We start from the raw sequence: 15,605 nt of genomic DNA, 5'->3' as shown, positions 1-15,605 counted from the left end.
TACAATTTAGCATGAGGTGGCACAATTCTATGAATATTTTCCTTTGTGGTTCAAATCAATTAACAGCATTAGATCAAGAAGAAATCAAAAAATTTTTAGCTGACTATGCTCACAAACATAAAATTTACATATTATGTTATAAATCTATTGAAAATGAGGTTCTTCGTTTTTTCGTTGAGAATGAAAGACTCGCTCAAAATTTATGCCTTTACACGCTGCAACCATTGCAAGCAATAACAGATGAATTTCAAGAAGTCGTTGATTACTTAAAAAAACACGGAGCCGAATATGTTGCTTTTGATCATCCTTCTGACTCCATTTACCGATCAGATTATATGTTTTTTGTTAAACAAATTATTGAAGACACTGATTTAGTTCTCTGTTTTTATAATGGTGACAAACATACATCTGTCATCCCTGTCGATGTTGCAAAAGAAGCAGGTATTGATGCTGTCATTTATGATTTACCAGGATTACATGAAAAGCAAATGAAAAAAAGCTTTGAACAAAAAATTCGTATGATGTAAAGGGGGAGGCACAATATCATTATTGTGCCCATTGTAAATATGATAATTGAACAAGATTATGATCATTTTATCGCGAGTTTTAAACAACAATTCAATATGGACATCGCTTCATATAAACAAGATAGAATGCGCCGTAGAATCGATGCTTTCATTTCGAGAAAAGGCTTCGAAAACTACACTAATTTTTTAAACAAATTACGCGCTGATCAAAATTTATTTTTAAATTTTATTGACTATATTACAATTAACGTTTCAGAGTTTTTTAGAAATAAAGAACGATGGCAAACTTTAGAGTCGAAAGCACTACCAAAATTACTCGAACAAAATAGCGGAAAATTAAAGGTATGGAGTGCCGCTTGCGCTGCTGGTGAAGAACCATATACACTCTCTTTAATTTTATCAAAGCATCTAGCTCCATTTCGTTTTGAAATTCAAGCAACAGATCTTGATTTTCATATTTTAGAAACCGCAAAACGCGCTCAATATACAGAACGTTCGTTAAAGGAATTACCTACTGATTTGAAAGAACGTCATTTCACAAAAGAGAATGATCTATATTCATTGCATCAAAACATTAAACAAAACGTCTCGTTTAAACAACATGACCTTTTAATGCAGTCATTCGATACAAATTATGATTTGATTATTTGTCGTAATGTAATGATATATTTCACAGAAGAAGCAAGAGTAAAACTTTACGAAAAATTTAGTCGTTCTTTACGAAAAGGCGGTGTACTATTTGTTGGTAGTACGGAACAAATTTTAACACCCGAACGTTACAATCTTCAGCGATTTGATACATTCTTCTACGAAAAAATATAAAAGAGGTCGTCACAATGGAGTGACGACCTTTTTACATAACTCGAATTAAAATAATACCGACAATCCATATGAAGAGAAAAAGAAACGTCATAGACCATTTATGTTCTTGCATTGTTTGTTTCAATGCCTGTGATAATTGTGTCATGTTCATTTCCGCAAGCGCTCTCCATACACTTACATCCCGATCTTTAGCAATGCGGTCTGTAACGCTAATTAAAATCGTTTCGTTAGACAATTTCGTTATATAAGCAGTAATAACCGTTACCATCAAATTTATATTTCCTTCTGAAGAATCACTTTCCACTCTAGAGATAAGTGCACTTACATCTAGTAAAGGAATATGTACTTTTCTACCAAATGATAGTTGTACTTCAGCGAAATCATATGTTCCATCTAACAAAGGAAGTTCTTTTATATGCGCCTGCTTAATAAGTCCTTGCAGGCTTCTAATTACTTGTTCAAATACTTTTTCTGATTGCTTTCCTTCTTGAGATAATGTATGTAACTTTTTAAAAAGTTGTAACACTGTATCCATCTCTTTAGAAAGCATTTCCTTCATAATCTTTCCATCACTTAAACTTGCAAGTAAAATACCTATTTCATTATTTTTCGAAATAATTTTAGACTGTCCAGTAAACACTAAATTGCTACGCTTTCGTTCTTTCTGGATTTCATGTTCCGAAATAGCTGCAGGCTGTTTTAATGGTTGTAGCGTCTTATCTTCAATTGTCGTACGTTTAATCTCCATTTAAGCGCCTCCACTACTATGAAATAATTAGCCCCATTCTTTATTACTCTTTAAAACTAAAAACAGTACGAACAAACCTGACATGATAGTAAATACATCCGAAGCTTGTACTCCCTGTTCACCTTTTTCTTCTTCCTTGTCTTTCGTTTCTTCTTTTTGTTCTTTCTTTTTAGAGACAACCTGTTTGTTATTTTTCTCTTTTTGGTCCTTCGCCTTATGTACTTCCTTGTTGTCTTCGAACGGCTCTTTTATAACGTAAGTAAATTCCTCTTTCTCTTTCAACGGTTCTTTTATAAACTTATTTACTTTCTCATCTTGCTTCGGAATTTGAACAACTGGCAATTTTTCTTCTGGAAGCAGGTTTTTGATTTTCAAATCTTTTTGCTTCTCATTTTCTTTCTTATCTTCTAATTCATTTTCTAGTTTATTATCTAATTTATCTTCTTTCTCTTTCTCTTTCTCTTCTATCTTTTTATCATCTTCGTTTTTTGGCGCCAAAACAGAAATGGTATATTCACTTTCTTCAACAAGTTTATTACCTGCTGCATCTATTATCTCTACAAGTAATTCGTATGGCCCAGCCGGCAATGCTTCTGTTATTTCAAATACTTTTTGCCAATCCATATCATGCTTGTTGTAGTCTAATAAAAACGAAAGCTCTTTATTTTCTTTCCCTTTTAATGTAACGCGCACTTCTTTTACAACCGATTCTATATCTGACGCTTTTACTCGTATATGTATAGAATCTCCCTGTTTTCGTTCAACTAAGTTCTCTTTTACTTCATCAATAGTAACTTTCTGTAACTTTGGCAATTCTTTATCTATAGTTGGCGTTTCATTTTTAATACGAATGAGCGGGACTTTCACTTCATTTTTTACGATCTCTTCTTTCTCATTCTCTTTGTAACTTTGAACGAGCTGAAGATTCCAATCACCTTGCAAATCAAAATCCCCTGCTTTATAGTTAGCAACCCAGCTCTTCGTTTCTTCATCATACTCAAAAGATAGTATTCTTTCTTGCGCATATTGCTCGCCATTTTTTTGTAACTGCAATATACCTTTCATGCTTTGAATGTTTTCCCCATTTGGTTCTACAGCAATTCGCACTTCTTCGCCAACTTTAAGCTCCGGCTTATTTACTGTAATAATTCCCTGTTCTGTTTCTATCTTTCTTTCATTCAATTGTTTATTTACTACTTCTTGTTGTTCTACTTCTTGTTCTACTTCTTGTTCTACTTCTTGTTCTGCTTGTTCTGCTTCTTTTTGTTTCTCTTCATCTTGTTTCGTTTCCACTTGCTCTGAAGATTTTTGAGATTCCTTATTTTCTTCTTGTACATTCACTTCATTTATTTTTTGATCTGGCTCAATTTGTTCCTCAGCCTGACTTTGCAAGGGGAAGAACAAGCACACATGTATGCATAGCCAACTCATTAGAAAAAACTTTACGTTTTTCATCTACTAGTTCAAACTCCTATTTCAATGCCTTATAGTGATTTCGTCACTTTTACTCCGAAAAATCCATCTACATTTACAAGTTCACCATACGCCACTAATACATCATTTACATAAATACGAATCGGTTCATCAATATCCTCATCTAGTACAACTGCTTCATTTTCTTGTAAACTTAATATATCTTGAATCGTTTTCACTGTACTTCCAAATACAAATTTCACGTTCATTTCTACATTTTGTAGAATGGACGTGTCCATATATACTGGTTCCATTTGTTTTACTTCTTTAAATTCAATAGGTTGCACAACTGGTTCTACAATTTTTTCTTCTTCAATTTCTTCTGTGGCAATCTCTTCTTCTTCCACCATCGGATACAGAAGTCGCCTTACCATTTCTTTCGCTTCGGAAATTGGCAAAATTTGATACATCTTCGATTGAAGCAAATCGCCAATTTCAAGATTGAACGTAATTTGAACGAGTTCGTCCACTTCCATTGACTCTCCCAAATATTCCATTTCTTCTTTTAACGTTACAAATTTAACATTTGGCGGCGTCATGTCCATTTTTTCTTGAAACATTTCTGACATCGCCGTAGCAGCATGACCCATCATTTGGTTCATAATTTCTTTAATACCGCTCAGTTCTAATTCAGTAAGCTCTTTTTCTGGGTCAACTTCCCCTGTTCCCATCATCATTAAATCTACCATTGTTAAGGCGACATCTTTCGTAAATACGAATACATTCTCATTCTTTAGCCCTTCAACAAAGTCGACATTTAAAATAACAAATGGTACTGGTACTCCATCATAATGACGAACATTGATTGCTTCCACATTTGGTGTACTAATTGTAACTGGCTGATTTAAAAGCGTTGATAATACTGTTGAAGCGGAACCAATTGAAATATTTGCAATTTCACCAAGAACATCTTTCTCTTCTTGTGTTAAATGCTCTTTTTCAACTTCTTCTACAATCTCAGTTTCCACTACTTCTGCTGGTTCGTCTGTTTCTTCTACTCCACCAGATAATTGCATTAATTTATTTACCATTTGTTTCGCATGCTCAACTGAAACAATTTGTACAAGTTTAGAGTTTACAAGATTATCTATCTTTAAATCAAACGATACTTTAACAATCGTATGATTCCCATCGATTTCAGAGATTTTCTCCATTTCTTCTGATAACTTTACAACTTTAATCGTCGGCGGAGACATATCTACTGTATCTTGGAAGAATTCCGACATAGATGTAGCTGCGAATCCCATCATTTGATTCATCGCTTCTTGTACAGCACTTAGCTCTAATTCACCAAGTTCTTTTCCGTCCTCCACTTCACCTGTTCCCATCATCATTAAATCAGCAATGGACAATGCAACATCTTGCTTAAGGACAAGAAGGTTTTCCATATCTAATCCTTTTGTAAAATGAATGTTTAATACAACATGTGGAACTTCGACATCTCTTGAATCATATAAATCTACCAACTCTATACGAGGAGCAGTAATGCTTACTTGCCTATTTAAAATTGTTGATAATACAGTCGAAGCTGAACCAAATGATATATTTGCAATTTCGCCAAGAATATCGCATTCTTGGGGCGTTAAATGCTCATTTTCTTTTTCTAGCACAATCGTGCTCGTATCCCCTTTTGTGTGTTGCTCAGGCATTTTCCCTGCCTCCTCATTTCTGTTTTTCTATCAAATAATATAAACTCTTATTTTATTTTAGCAAACTCATTAGTATAAAACGTTACTATGTATGTATCCCATTATTAGATTCGTAACGATTAGCCAAAAAGCTCCCCAATTGTATACAAGTGGGGAGCTTTCCTTCATTCCTATTATAAACCTTCTGGGTTTAAAATGAGGACCACTCGTCCATCACCGAGAATCGTCGCACCAGAGAAATAGTTAGAACTCTCTGCAAAGAAGTCACCTAATGACTTTAAGACTATTTCTCTTTGACCGATAATTGTGTTTACAATAAGTCCATAGCTGCGATGTGTGTTACGAACAATTAACACAGGAACCATTTGACCATCATATGACGCAAACGCCTCATCTACTGTTTTTTCACCAAATACAGTACTTAAATGTTTCACTTCAATAATTTGATTACGATAATTTAATACATCTTTTCCTTGTAAGGATTGGATGTCTTCTCTCTTAATTCGAATTGCTTCAACGATATTTCCAAGAGGTAAAGCATAACGCTTATCATTCGTTTGAACAAGCATAGATTGAATAATAGATAACGTTAATGGAAGTTCAATTCTAAATGTACTCCCCTTTCCTTCCTCAGAATCAATAATTAAATGTCCACCTAAACTATGAATCGTATGTTTTACAACATCTAATCCGACACCGCGTCCAGAAAGATCTGATACAACTTCAGCTGTACTAAATCCCGGTTGGAAAATAAGATCAAACACTTCACGATCTGTTAATCTATTCGCATCCGCTTCAGTTACAACGCCATTTTTAATCGCTTTTTCTAATACTTTTCCTTTATTAATACCGTTTCCATCATCCATAATTTGAATAACGACATGATTTCCACTATGAAAGGCTTCTAATTTAATCGTACCTGTCTCATTTTTACCTGCATCACGTCGTTTTTCAACAGTTTCAACACCGTGATCGATTGCATTTCGAATTAAATGAACGAGCGGATCGCCGATTTCATCAATAACAATTTTATCTACTTCAGTATCTTCACCTGTAATTTGTAAATCGATTTTTTTCCCTAAATCTTTCGCTAACATACGTACCATACGCGGGAAACGATTGAACACAGTTTCAATCGGCACCATACGCATATTTAATAGTACATTTTGAATATCTTTTGAAATATCGCCTAATCGATTTAAATGTTCAATTAGCTCCTTGTTTTGAATCGTTTGAGCCAATTCATCAATGCGCCCACGTTCAATTACACTTTCTTCAAACATATTCATTAATCTTTCGATTTTCTCTAATTGAACACGAATTGAACGATTCTCCACTTTAGCATTTTTCGTTTTTGTAGTACTTTTAGCTGGCATAGTACTTGAAGGTTGATTCGTTGCCTCTATCGGTGAGTTTACTTGCGTAACCACAGCAGGTTGTAGCTTTTCTTCTACTTGCACAACTTCTTGTGTAACGACCTTTTTAGAAACTACTTCCTTCGATATCGGTTCTCCTTGCTTTACTTCCACTTTCTCAATTTCAGAAACATGAAGTACTACTTGTTTCAACTCTTCTATACTACAATCCGTATCCATAAATACTGTAAATTCAAATCCGAAAGCATCTGCTTCAATTTCTTCAATACTCGGAGCTGTTTTTTGTATATTCCCTACATTTTGCAATGCTTCAATACACATAATGGCACGTACTGCTTTTAAAATTGCTTGCTGTTCAACTGTTATATGCACTTCATGCGAAACTGCATCATCGGTGTCTATATGATTTTGCTCTATATGTTCCGTAGGAGTTTCTACATTGCCGTTCAATAATGCTTCTAATTTCTGTTTAGTTGAGGCTACATCAATATTGCCCATTCCACCTTGTTGCACATCTGCAACCATCTTCTCCAAATTATCAATGCACTCAAAAATCACATCAATAATATCCGCATTTACAACTATATTTCCATGACGAATTTCATCTAACACATTTTCCATCTTATGCGTTAAATCAGCCATTTCCGTAAATTCCATGCTCGCAGACATACCTTTGAATGTATGGGCGGATCGGAATATTTCTCCTACAACATCCATATCAGCAGGATTTTGTTCTAACACTAGCACATTTTCATTTAGCGACTGTAAATGTTCTTCTGACTCTTCGAAAAATATATTTAATAGATCTGTTTGCATTTTTATCCCCTACCTGTCTAACAAACATTTCATTTATGTATAACAATTTAGTGTTTTACAATGAGAAAAAAGGGGGCCACACGTCGATCCGCTATCACTGTTTTGATTCCTTGTGGCACCCCTTCTATATTAACTATTTGCTACTTTTGTTAAAGCTTCAATTACACGATCCGCTTGGAATGGCTTTACAATAAAGTCTTTTGCCCCGCCCTTAATTGCATCTAATACCATACCTTGTTGTCCCATTGCAGAACAAATAACAACCTTTGCACTTGAATCAATTTTAATAATTTCTTTTAATGCTTCAAGCCCGTCCATTTCTGGCATAGTAATATCTAATGTTACAATATCAGGTTGAAGTTCTTTATACTTTTGAATTGCTTCTACCCCATTCTCTGCTTCGCCAATAACTTCAAATTCAGCATTACTTTTTAATAAGTTTTTAATCATCGTTCGCATAAACATCGCATCGTCTACTACTAAAATTTTATGTGCCATTCTTTTTAATTCTCTCCTTCTATGTATAAATATATCTTAATATTTCACCTTATCATTCTCACTCATTATACAAAATAAAATGATAAAATTTAATATTTTTTTAAAAGAATTTTCGTGTTTTTATTATTTTATTATTAAAATAATAATATACTACTCTTTTATATAAATAACAACGCGACGGTTTTTTTCCCAGTTTTGCGGTGAATCATTTGGTACAATTGGCTTTGTGTCTGCATATCCTACCGCAGCTAGCCTTTTATCGTCCACATTATACACTTCAATTAAATGGTGAATCATATTTGCCGCTCGTGCTGAAGATAACTCCCAATTAGAAGGGAATTTCTCGTTATGAATAGGTCTACTATCTGTATGTCCCTCTACAACAATTGGGTTAGGTACGGATTGAAAAAATCCAACTAATTGACTTATTATCCCTTTCGCTTCGGGCTTAACGTTCGCATCGCCTGTATCAAATATTAAATTATCTACTATAACGACGCTTACCCCTGTATCCTCTCGATATACATTCACTTGACTAATACCATTATTATCTACATATGCTTTTAACTTTTTATATAATTCATCCATTCTCTTTTTTGAAATCATTTTTTCATCATTTTTTTCATGTGAAATATCCGGTATTGTATTTTCCATTACTTTTGCATCTACTTGCCCCGTATCACTAAACTTTTCAAGCATCTTTGACAATTTTACTGCATCTTGCTTTGATGTAGCAACTAGTAATACAAAGAAAGTTAATAATAACATCGTTAAATCTGTAAAAGTCGTCATCCAACGAGGCGATCCCTTTTGCGGTCCTTTACTCATCATACCACTCCTTGAAATATTAGGCTGCTCCTTTTACCTTTTTTACCTTTGTTTCGTATACGTATGTATCCAGTTTCAACTTTAATTTAGAAGGGATTTGTCCACGATACAATTCTGAAATTGCTTCTATTACAAACTTCTTCTCTGTATATAAATCTTCAATACCACGATATACTTTTTCCGCAAGAGGGATTGCAATCATATTCGCAAGTACAGACCCATATAATGTCGTTAACATCGCAACTGCCATTCCTGTACCAATTTGCGATGTATCTTGTAAGTTTTGGAGCATAATGATAAGACCGATTAACGTACCAATCATTCCCCAAGCTGGAGCAAAATCACCAATTTTATCTAATAATGCTGCTCCTTTTCTTAACTCATACACTTCCGTTTCAATATCTTTCAATAACACTTCTTTTAATTCATCTTCATCGTAACCGCTTAACATTAATCGAATTCCTTTTTGAATAAAAGGATTGTCTACTTGCTCTCCATCTACCTCTAAAGAAAGCAAGCCGTTCTTTTTAGACTTTTTCGAAAAATCGACAAACAAATCCGTTAACTGTTCTAAATCTTCTTCTCTTCTATGTAAAACAGTAAAAATGCTTTTCGTATATTTTTTTATTTCTCCAAATCGATATGCCACAACAATTGTCGCTGTTGTTCCCCCTATGACAATTAAAATAGATGAAACATCTAAAAAGTTTTTGAAAGCTTTTATTCCACCGCCGCCAAGCATAATTGCCGCTATCACTATAATGAAACCTACTATAATGCCCACTGGGCTAGAAATATCAAACTTCCTTTTTCTTCTTTGTGGTCTAGCTAATACTTGATTTTTCTCTCCCATATTTCTGCCCTTTCCTTTCCATTTTTATATAACATTTTTTTATTTTAATAATACGTTTTCACATATAACATGTATTATACGCTTATCATCTGTTTATCGCAATATACTCATAAAATTGACACATTTCATTTCTATATTAGAATTATGGTATGAATAAATGAGGAGGATCACGATGGAACACAACATTTTACAAGTCATTGCATTAGCAGAAAAACTAAAATATGAAATGCGACATAGCTGGCTTTCCAACGGACGTCAAGAAAGTGTTGCCGAACATACATGGCGTATGTCTCTAATGGCCATTTTAGTTGAACCTTATTTGGATCAAAAAGTAAATATTGAGAAATTACTTAAAATGGTTATTATTCACGACCTAGTCGAAGCCGAAGCTGGTGATATCCCTGCATTTGATACAATGAATAGTCACGAATTACAGCTACAAAAACAAAAAACTGAACTAGAAGCTATTTTAAATATTAAACAAACATTAACAGGTTCTCTCGGTGAGGAATTATATGACTTATGGATGGAGTTTGAAGCGAAAGAAACGTACGAAGCAAAAGTTGCTAATGCACTCGATAAACTTGAGGTGAAAATCCAACATAACGAAGCTGATATTGATACGTGGCTACCAATTGAACATAAAATGACATTCCAAGTAGCAAAGCATACAAACTTTGATTCTTTCCTATCTAAATTACAAAAAATTATTGAAGAAGATGGAGAAAAGAAGTTAATTGCTGCCGGCATTGATGTTGAGGCATGCAAGCAATAATGAAATAAGACACTCAACAAGAGTGTCTTATTTCATTATTGTTGATATAGCCTGCTTATAAATAAGCTGTTGTTTTCCATCCACTAAGATTAAAACTGTAAATTTATCCACTCCAACAACTTCTCCTACTATTCTAACGCCACTCTTTAAGAAAATTGTAACTGTACCTTTTTCTTCTTTTATTTGTTTATACAATTCTTCCTGTAAATGTTCCAATTACTGTCCTCTCCTTTCTGTGAAACATCTTAATATAAAAAAATATAAATTTTTTATTTATGCACTTTGTCTTTTATGTTCATAAACTTATTAATAAGTATATCTAAATCACGACTAAATAACAAAACTTTATCATGATCCAATCCGTGTCTCGCAACAAGTTGAATTAACTCTTTCTTTTTGTTTTCTATTTTATTTTTTAATTGTCCCATCTCCATCTCTATACTAAAACTCCCTTTTCCCATAATATTACTTGTAAAATTATAGTACATATTCTCTCATAAAAAAATAAGAAAATGGTTTTTTTTACAATTTTTTATTTTTTATGCCTAAATTATGAATTACGTAAAGGTTTATTTACAAATCACTAACATGCAATTCTAATGAATCTACAGGCATTTGTCTAATTATAAATGAGACTGGCTCGTTTTCTATACAAAAAACATACTGTATATAGTAGTCCATGAACCATATAGATTAACTTACTAAAAAGGAGGAAAACATATGAGTTATGGTGGAAGTTGCGCTGGTTTCGGCGGTGGATTTGCTTTGCTTATCGTACTATTCATCCTTCTAATCATCATCGGATGTAGCTGTTGGGGTGGCGGCGGATACGGATATTAATATATCCTATCCTTGAAAAATGAACTAAAAACTATAGAAAAACAGCTCAAATATGAGCTGTTTTTTTTCATACTTTCGTATGAATTTATATCCCTCTTATTTGCGATTTCAACTAGCAACATATTGTTTACTATGGAATAAGAAACATTTTTACTAAGGGGGATTACAATGATTAGAGGTCTTTACGAAGCACATTTACCTGTCCGCAACTTAAAAGTATCAATACCTTTTTATGAATCACTAGGGCTAAAATTATATAAAAGAGGAGATAATATTGCTTTCTTTTGGATTAAAGAAAATGAGAGTTGGCTCGGCCTTTGGGAAGGCACAGAATACAAAGTGAATTATCACCCCTCTTTACGACATATCGCCTTTCAAGTAAGTTTACATGATTTAGAAAATGCGATTCATTGGCTAAATCAAAAAGGAATTTCAGCACGAAAAGACTTTGGAATGGAACCAATTGAACCGATTGTTTTTCCGGAATTAGCACATGCAGCCGTATACTTTAACGACCCTGATGGAAATAGTTTAGAATTGATTGCACAATTACCTGTTGGACTTCCCACAGCGGAAAAAGTGTATTTAAGTGAGTGGAAAGAACAAATTCAAACATCTTCATTACATAAGGATTAATCTATTTATGTCAGTTTCTTATTCCACACTTCTTAAAACAAATAAAAACTTCAATAAACTATTTTATGGGCAAACATTAAGTGTACTTGGGGATTGGTTCCATACGGTAGCTTTATTAACATTTGTCTACAGCATAACGGAATCGCCGTTTATGATCGCACTTACTTTTATAAGTAAAAGTTTACCACAGCTTCTTCTTAGTCCATTCATAGGCGGAATTGTAGATCGTTTCTCTAAAAAGAATATTATGATTTTTACCGATATTACACGGGGAATTCTAGTCCTTACATACTTACTCGCAGGCTATAAAATTGAGATTATTTTCATTGCTAATATATGTTTATCTGTACTTTCTTGTTTATTTGAACCGGCTAAACAAGCAACCCTAAAAAATATCGTACACCAAAATCATTTCGTAACTGCTAACTCTCTTTCTAGTACAATTAATGGTTTTATGTCTATTATGGGGGCTTCTTTGGGCGGAGTAATTGCACAATCTTTACATATTGAGTTCGCTTTTTTAGTAAATAGCCTATCATACTTTATTTCAGCCTATTTTATTTATAACATGAGTATTCCTGCTCATGATACTTGTAACAAGAAGAAAGCATTTTTCACTGATATAAAAGGTGGTTATACATACATATTACAAACAAAAATCATTTTAACATTAATTCTTGTCGGCATTTCATGGGGGATTATTGGAGGTGCTTATCAACTACTTCTAACGATCTATGCCGAAAAAATTTTCCATACGAACATTGGGATTTTATATACGGTTCAAGGGGCTGGGCTTATGATAGGAAGCCTTCTCGTTAATCTTTATATATCCCATAATAAAGAAAAAATGAAAAAAGTATTCGGTTGGGCCTACTTATTACAAGGAATTTTCTTTCTCGGATTCATTCTATCCGATCAACTTATTATCGGTATCATTACTTTATTCTGTATGCGCATAGCAGGAGGAATCATCGTTCCACTTGATACGACATTACTTCAAACTTACACACACGAAAATATGATAGGTAAAATTTTTTCATTCCATTATTCCATTTACGGATCTCTTATTCAGTTATCGATGTTTTTTACAGGAGGGCTGTTAGAAATTCTTTCTCCTCAAATGATTGGCTGTTTATTAGCTACATGCTGTATTTTTGTAAGTTTTATATGGCTGTTCTTGTTTTATCGCGGGGATCTCAGTGAATAATTTAATGATAATCAATACATTTTGATCCCATTCATTATTTGTTTCCCCATAATAAAATTGTTTAAAAATACAAGTCAGATTTTTTAGTTAAAGAGCCTTATATGGCAACACTATTTGAGAAAAAACTAGATATTTATGTTAAAATACAAATAAGTTTGTGAAACATTGCACTTAAATAATAGACTTTAACTAGTTAAACTTGATTAAATAGGAGGGCTGTTTTGGGTATCACATTCTTTTTCATATGTATTATATTAGTGGCTTCTATTCTGCAAGCAAGTACAGGTTTTGGCTTTTCCATAATGGCAACCCCTTTCTTACTTATGTTATTTCTACCACAAGAAGCTATACAAATAAACATTATTTTATCTTTAATTATCTCCATTTCACTCATTTGGAAAATAAGAATGGACGTTGATTTTGTTCTACTGAAAAGGTTTATTTTTGGAAGTATAGTTGGTGTTCCTTTTGGCATTTTGATTTTTATTTCCGTTAACATAAACACTTTTAAATTAGCAGTTAGCATCCTACTCTTACTATTAACATTGTTGCTAATATGCAACGTTAAGGTTAGATCAACACAATCTAGAGATTTCATAGTTGGCGGATTATCTGGTCTTTTAACGACAAGTATCGGTATGCCAGGTCCACCCCTGTTACTTTATTTTACAGGAACTAATACTGAAAAAGAGAAGTTAAGAGCAACTACATTAGCTTTTTATCTGTTTATATATTTCATTAGTCTAGTAACTCAAATACTCTTTACTGGCACAAACAAAACCATTTGGGAATCAAGTTTTTATGCCATTCCAATTGTATTTTTAGGTTTGTTTATAGGTCAAATTATTTTTAAATGGCTTAATCAACGGATTTTTAAAATATTTACGTACATTCTTTTAAGTTGTACAGGGGGTTATCTTCTTATTGAAAGTTTGAACTTGTTATAGAAGATGCTTTAGATCGTGCAATAACAGATATGTTCAAACGAAATTATTGCTGTATTTTCCGGCGGGGTATTCCATATCAAAACTTAAATAACTTTATTGACAGTTTACAATTAGCAATAATCTTTCTTTCATAAGGAAAATATTTCAAATTAATTACTAAATAAAACGATAAAAAGCGGCTATTATGCCGCTTTTACTTACTATTGGCATTTCATTCTCATTTTCTATCACTTTTGTAAAAAATCATTAATTTTTATTTCTATGTACATGATAACAAACAAAATACCTAAGTTCAGAAAGAATAAACAACTTTCTAGCCTTAGGTATTTCTCCTTCTCAAAAAGGCAAACCTGCATCACAGGTTTGCCTCTTTACTCACTTCACTTCTTATTTAATCCTTTTTCACTTAAAAACTCTTTCATATGCATTCTTTTTTCTTTAGACATAAACGAACTCATTGATTCCGTCCATGTTACGTTTTTCTTGTTTGATGATCTTTCTTTATAATACGCGTTCATCGTTTCATCATATTCGTTTAGTAATTCATCATATTTTTGTTCATCATATCCATTTTCATGAAGAACTGCTGCTACTGGTAAACGTGGTTTAACTCCATGTTCTTCATCTGGTACACCGACTGTCATTCCGAATACAGGATATACTTTATCCGGTAAATGAAGCAGTTCACTCACTTCTCTCGGATTATTACGAATACCACCAATATAACAAATACCGTATCCTAACGATTCTGCTGCTAGTGCTAAGTTTTGCGCAAAAAGTGAAGCATCTACCGTCGCAACGATAAAGTCTTCTACTCCCTCATGCTTTATCTCTGTACTATGTTTTTCACATGCAATTTCAAGTCGTTTTAAATCTGCACAACAAACAAAAAATGCTGCACAGTCCTTCACATGGCGATTTCCGGATAGCTCTGCTAGTTTAGCCTTTAATTCCTGATCTGTTACATATATAACAGAATACGCCTGTACAAAATGTGATGAAGCTGCATGTTGCGCAGCATGCACCATCTTTTCTACTACATCTTTCGGAATTAATTCTTCTTTATATTTACGAACTGAAACATGTTGCTCCATCTTATGTATGATCTCATTCATGAAAATCACTCCTTTTTTCTCTTCATAATGAAAAATTAACATATCTTTTTCAATTTTCACAACTTATAAGCACAAAAAGAGCAATTCTTTTTGAATTGCCCTTTTTTAAAACATTTATCGATACGGTAAATGAAATTATACTTATCTTATTACGCCGTTTTCAAAACTTTAATACCTTTTACGATATTCCAAATGAAGTAGTAAATTCCTACAAGAATGAACACTGCATATGTGATAGCCATTCCAATTCCAGCACCGTCAGATTGATTGAAACCTAAACCGTACATGCCTGATACTGCTAGTCCTCCAAATAAGATTGCGTATGGGAAAACATGTGACCAAAATGCTTTTTTCGCGTGATACTTCACTTCATCTTCTGCAACAAAGTACACGATAATTGGTAGTAAAAATGGTGCAAAAAAGATACTAAAGTAACATAACGAAGATAAAATATTATTTCCTTTCATCCGATTCACCTCTAAATAGTTTTTGTTA

18 protein-coding genes are annotated in these 15,605 nt (G+C 33.3%); 7 read left to right on the top strand and 11 right to left on the bottom strand.

The features are described 5' to 3' along the window. The first annotated feature begins 29 nt into the window (after positions 1 to 29). Together ACTFRY_RS12565 and ACTFRY_RS12560 are read left to right on the top strand one after the other, a co-directional pair. Positions 30 to 527: a hypothetical protein gene (locus ACTFRY_RS12565; RefSeq protein ID WP_016117518.1), complete on the top strand. Its 498-nt coding sequence runs from the start codon at positions 30 to 32 to the stop codon at positions 525 to 527. A 39-nt stretch (positions 528 to 566) separates the two neighbouring features. Then, complete coding sequence (locus ACTFRY_RS12560; RefSeq protein WP_000582873.1) at positions 567 to 1,349, top strand: CheR family methyltransferase; 783 nt, start codon at positions 567 to 569, stop codon at positions 1,347 to 1,349. Between the two features lie 31 nt (positions 1,350 to 1,380). Here the strand turns inward: ACTFRY_RS12560 and ACTFRY_RS12555 are convergent, their stop codons facing one another. From ACTFRY_RS12555 to ACTFRY_RS12525, 7 genes are all read right to left on the bottom strand, one after another. Further along, entirely contained in the window at positions 1,381 to 2,097 is a 717-nt protein-coding gene (locus ACTFRY_RS12555; protein ID WP_000403967.1) for a hypothetical protein, read from the bottom strand. A gap of 27 nt (positions 2,098 to 2,124) precedes the next feature. After that, complete coding sequence (locus ACTFRY_RS12550) at positions 2,125 to 3,552, bottom strand: transglycosylase (protein WP_440032349.1); 1,428 nt, start codon at positions 3,550 to 3,552, stop codon at positions 2,125 to 2,127. 29 nt (positions 3,553 to 3,581) lie between these two features. Continuing rightward, on the bottom strand, positions 3,582 to 5,219 hold the full coding sequence (locus ACTFRY_RS12545; RefSeq protein WP_001115014.1) for a flagellar motor switch protein: 1,638 nt from the start codon (positions 5,217 to 5,219) through the stop codon (positions 3,582 to 3,584). 173 nt (positions 5,220 to 5,392) lie between these two features. Then, the gene (locus tag ACTFRY_RS12540; RefSeq protein ID WP_098616257.1) at positions 5,393 to 7,411 is read right to left on the bottom strand and encodes a chemotaxis protein CheA; all 2,019 of its coding nucleotides are present in this window, start codon (positions 7,409 to 7,411) and stop codon (positions 5,393 to 5,395) included. A gap of 129 nt (positions 7,412 to 7,540) precedes the next feature. Continuing rightward, positions 7,541 to 7,909, bottom strand: coding sequence for a response regulator (locus tag ACTFRY_RS12535; protein WP_000940568.1), 369 nt, complete (start codon positions 7,907 to 7,909; stop codon positions 7,541 to 7,543). A gap of 150 nt (positions 7,910 to 8,059) precedes the next feature. After that, positions 8,060 to 8,737 carry an OmpA family protein gene (locus ACTFRY_RS12530; RefSeq protein ID WP_000033627.1) on the bottom strand — a complete coding sequence of 226 codons (678 nt, stop codon included), beginning with the start codon at positions 8,735 to 8,737 and terminating at the stop codon, positions 8,060 to 8,062. A gap of 19 nt (positions 8,738 to 8,756) precedes the next feature. After that, a complete protein-coding gene (locus tag ACTFRY_RS12525) occupies positions 8,757 to 9,590 on the bottom strand; it encodes a flagellar motor protein MotP (protein ID WP_000504192.1) in 834 nt (277 codons plus the stop codon). A gap of 172 nt (positions 9,591 to 9,762) precedes the next feature. On the opposite strand from ACTFRY_RS12525, the gene ACTFRY_RS12520 reads away from it, so the two are divergent. Next, positions 9,763 to 10,365, top strand: a complete 603-nt coding sequence (locus tag ACTFRY_RS12520) for an HD domain-containing protein (RefSeq protein ID WP_098616258.1) — start codon at positions 9,763 to 9,765, stop codon at positions 10,363 to 10,365. A gap of 27 nt (positions 10,366 to 10,392) precedes the next feature. Here ACTFRY_RS12520 and hfq read toward each other — a convergent pair whose 3' ends face one another. Both hfq and ACTFRY_RS12510 read right to left on the bottom strand, forming a co-directional pair. Beyond that, entirely contained in the window at positions 10,393 to 10,581 is a 189-nt protein-coding gene (gene hfq / locus ACTFRY_RS12515; protein ID WP_000400665.1) for an RNA chaperone Hfq, read from the bottom strand. 53 nt (positions 10,582 to 10,634) lie between these two features. Next, on the bottom strand, positions 10,635 to 10,853 hold the full coding sequence (locus tag ACTFRY_RS12510) for an aspartyl-phosphate phosphatase Spo0E family protein (protein WP_000291688.1): 219 nt from the start codon (positions 10,851 to 10,853) through the stop codon (positions 10,635 to 10,637). Positions 10,854 to 11,085: 232 nt separating this feature from the next. Between ACTFRY_RS12510 and ACTFRY_RS12505 the strand changes: the two genes are divergently transcribed. The 4 genes from ACTFRY_RS12505 to ACTFRY_RS12490 all read left to right on the top strand — a co-directional run bounded on the left by ACTFRY_RS12505 (position 11,086) and on the right by ACTFRY_RS12490 (position 13,995). Beyond that, positions 11,086 to 11,205 (top strand): YjcZ family sporulation protein, encoded by a 120-nt coding sequence (locus ACTFRY_RS12505; RefSeq protein ID WP_000120179.1) that lies wholly within the window; start codon positions 11,086 to 11,088, stop codon positions 11,203 to 11,205. 168 nt (positions 11,206 to 11,373) lie between these two features. Continuing rightward, complete coding sequence (locus ACTFRY_RS12500; protein ID WP_000617953.1) at positions 11,374 to 11,841, top strand: VOC family protein; 468 nt, start codon at positions 11,374 to 11,376, stop codon at positions 11,839 to 11,841. A 7-nt stretch (positions 11,842 to 11,848) separates the two neighbouring features. Then, positions 11,849 to 13,048, top strand: a complete 1,200-nt coding sequence (locus tag ACTFRY_RS12495; protein ID WP_098616259.1) for an MFS transporter — start codon at positions 11,849 to 11,851, stop codon at positions 13,046 to 13,048. A 221-nt stretch (positions 13,049 to 13,269) separates the two neighbouring features. Then, positions 13,270 to 13,995, top strand: a complete 726-nt coding sequence (locus ACTFRY_RS12490) for a sulfite exporter TauE/SafE family protein (protein ID WP_000513081.1) — start codon at positions 13,270 to 13,272, stop codon at positions 13,993 to 13,995. Between the two features lie 380 nt (positions 13,996 to 14,375). On the opposite strand, the gene nfsA is transcribed toward ACTFRY_RS12490, so the two are convergent. Further along, on the bottom strand, positions 14,376 to 15,110 hold the full coding sequence (gene nfsA / locus ACTFRY_RS12485; RefSeq protein ID WP_016117513.1) for an oxygen-insensitive NADPH nitroreductase: 735 nt from the start codon (positions 15,108 to 15,110) through the stop codon (positions 14,376 to 14,378). 149 nt (positions 15,111 to 15,259) lie between these two features. Continuing rightward, positions 15,260 to 15,577, bottom strand: a complete 318-nt coding sequence (locus tag ACTFRY_RS12480; RefSeq protein ID WP_000678055.1) for a DUF4870 domain-containing protein — start codon at positions 15,575 to 15,577, stop codon at positions 15,260 to 15,262. Positions 15,578 to 15,605 lie beyond the last annotated feature (28 nt).

Origin of the sequence: Bacillus cereus group sp. MYBK195-1 (assembly GCF_051916605.1) — a bacterium.
Taxonomy (GTDB): domain Bacteria; phylum Bacillota; class Bacilli; order Bacillales; family Bacillaceae_G; genus Bacillus_A; species Bacillus_A cereus.
This window is presented reverse-complemented; position numbering and strand designations above follow the sequence as displayed.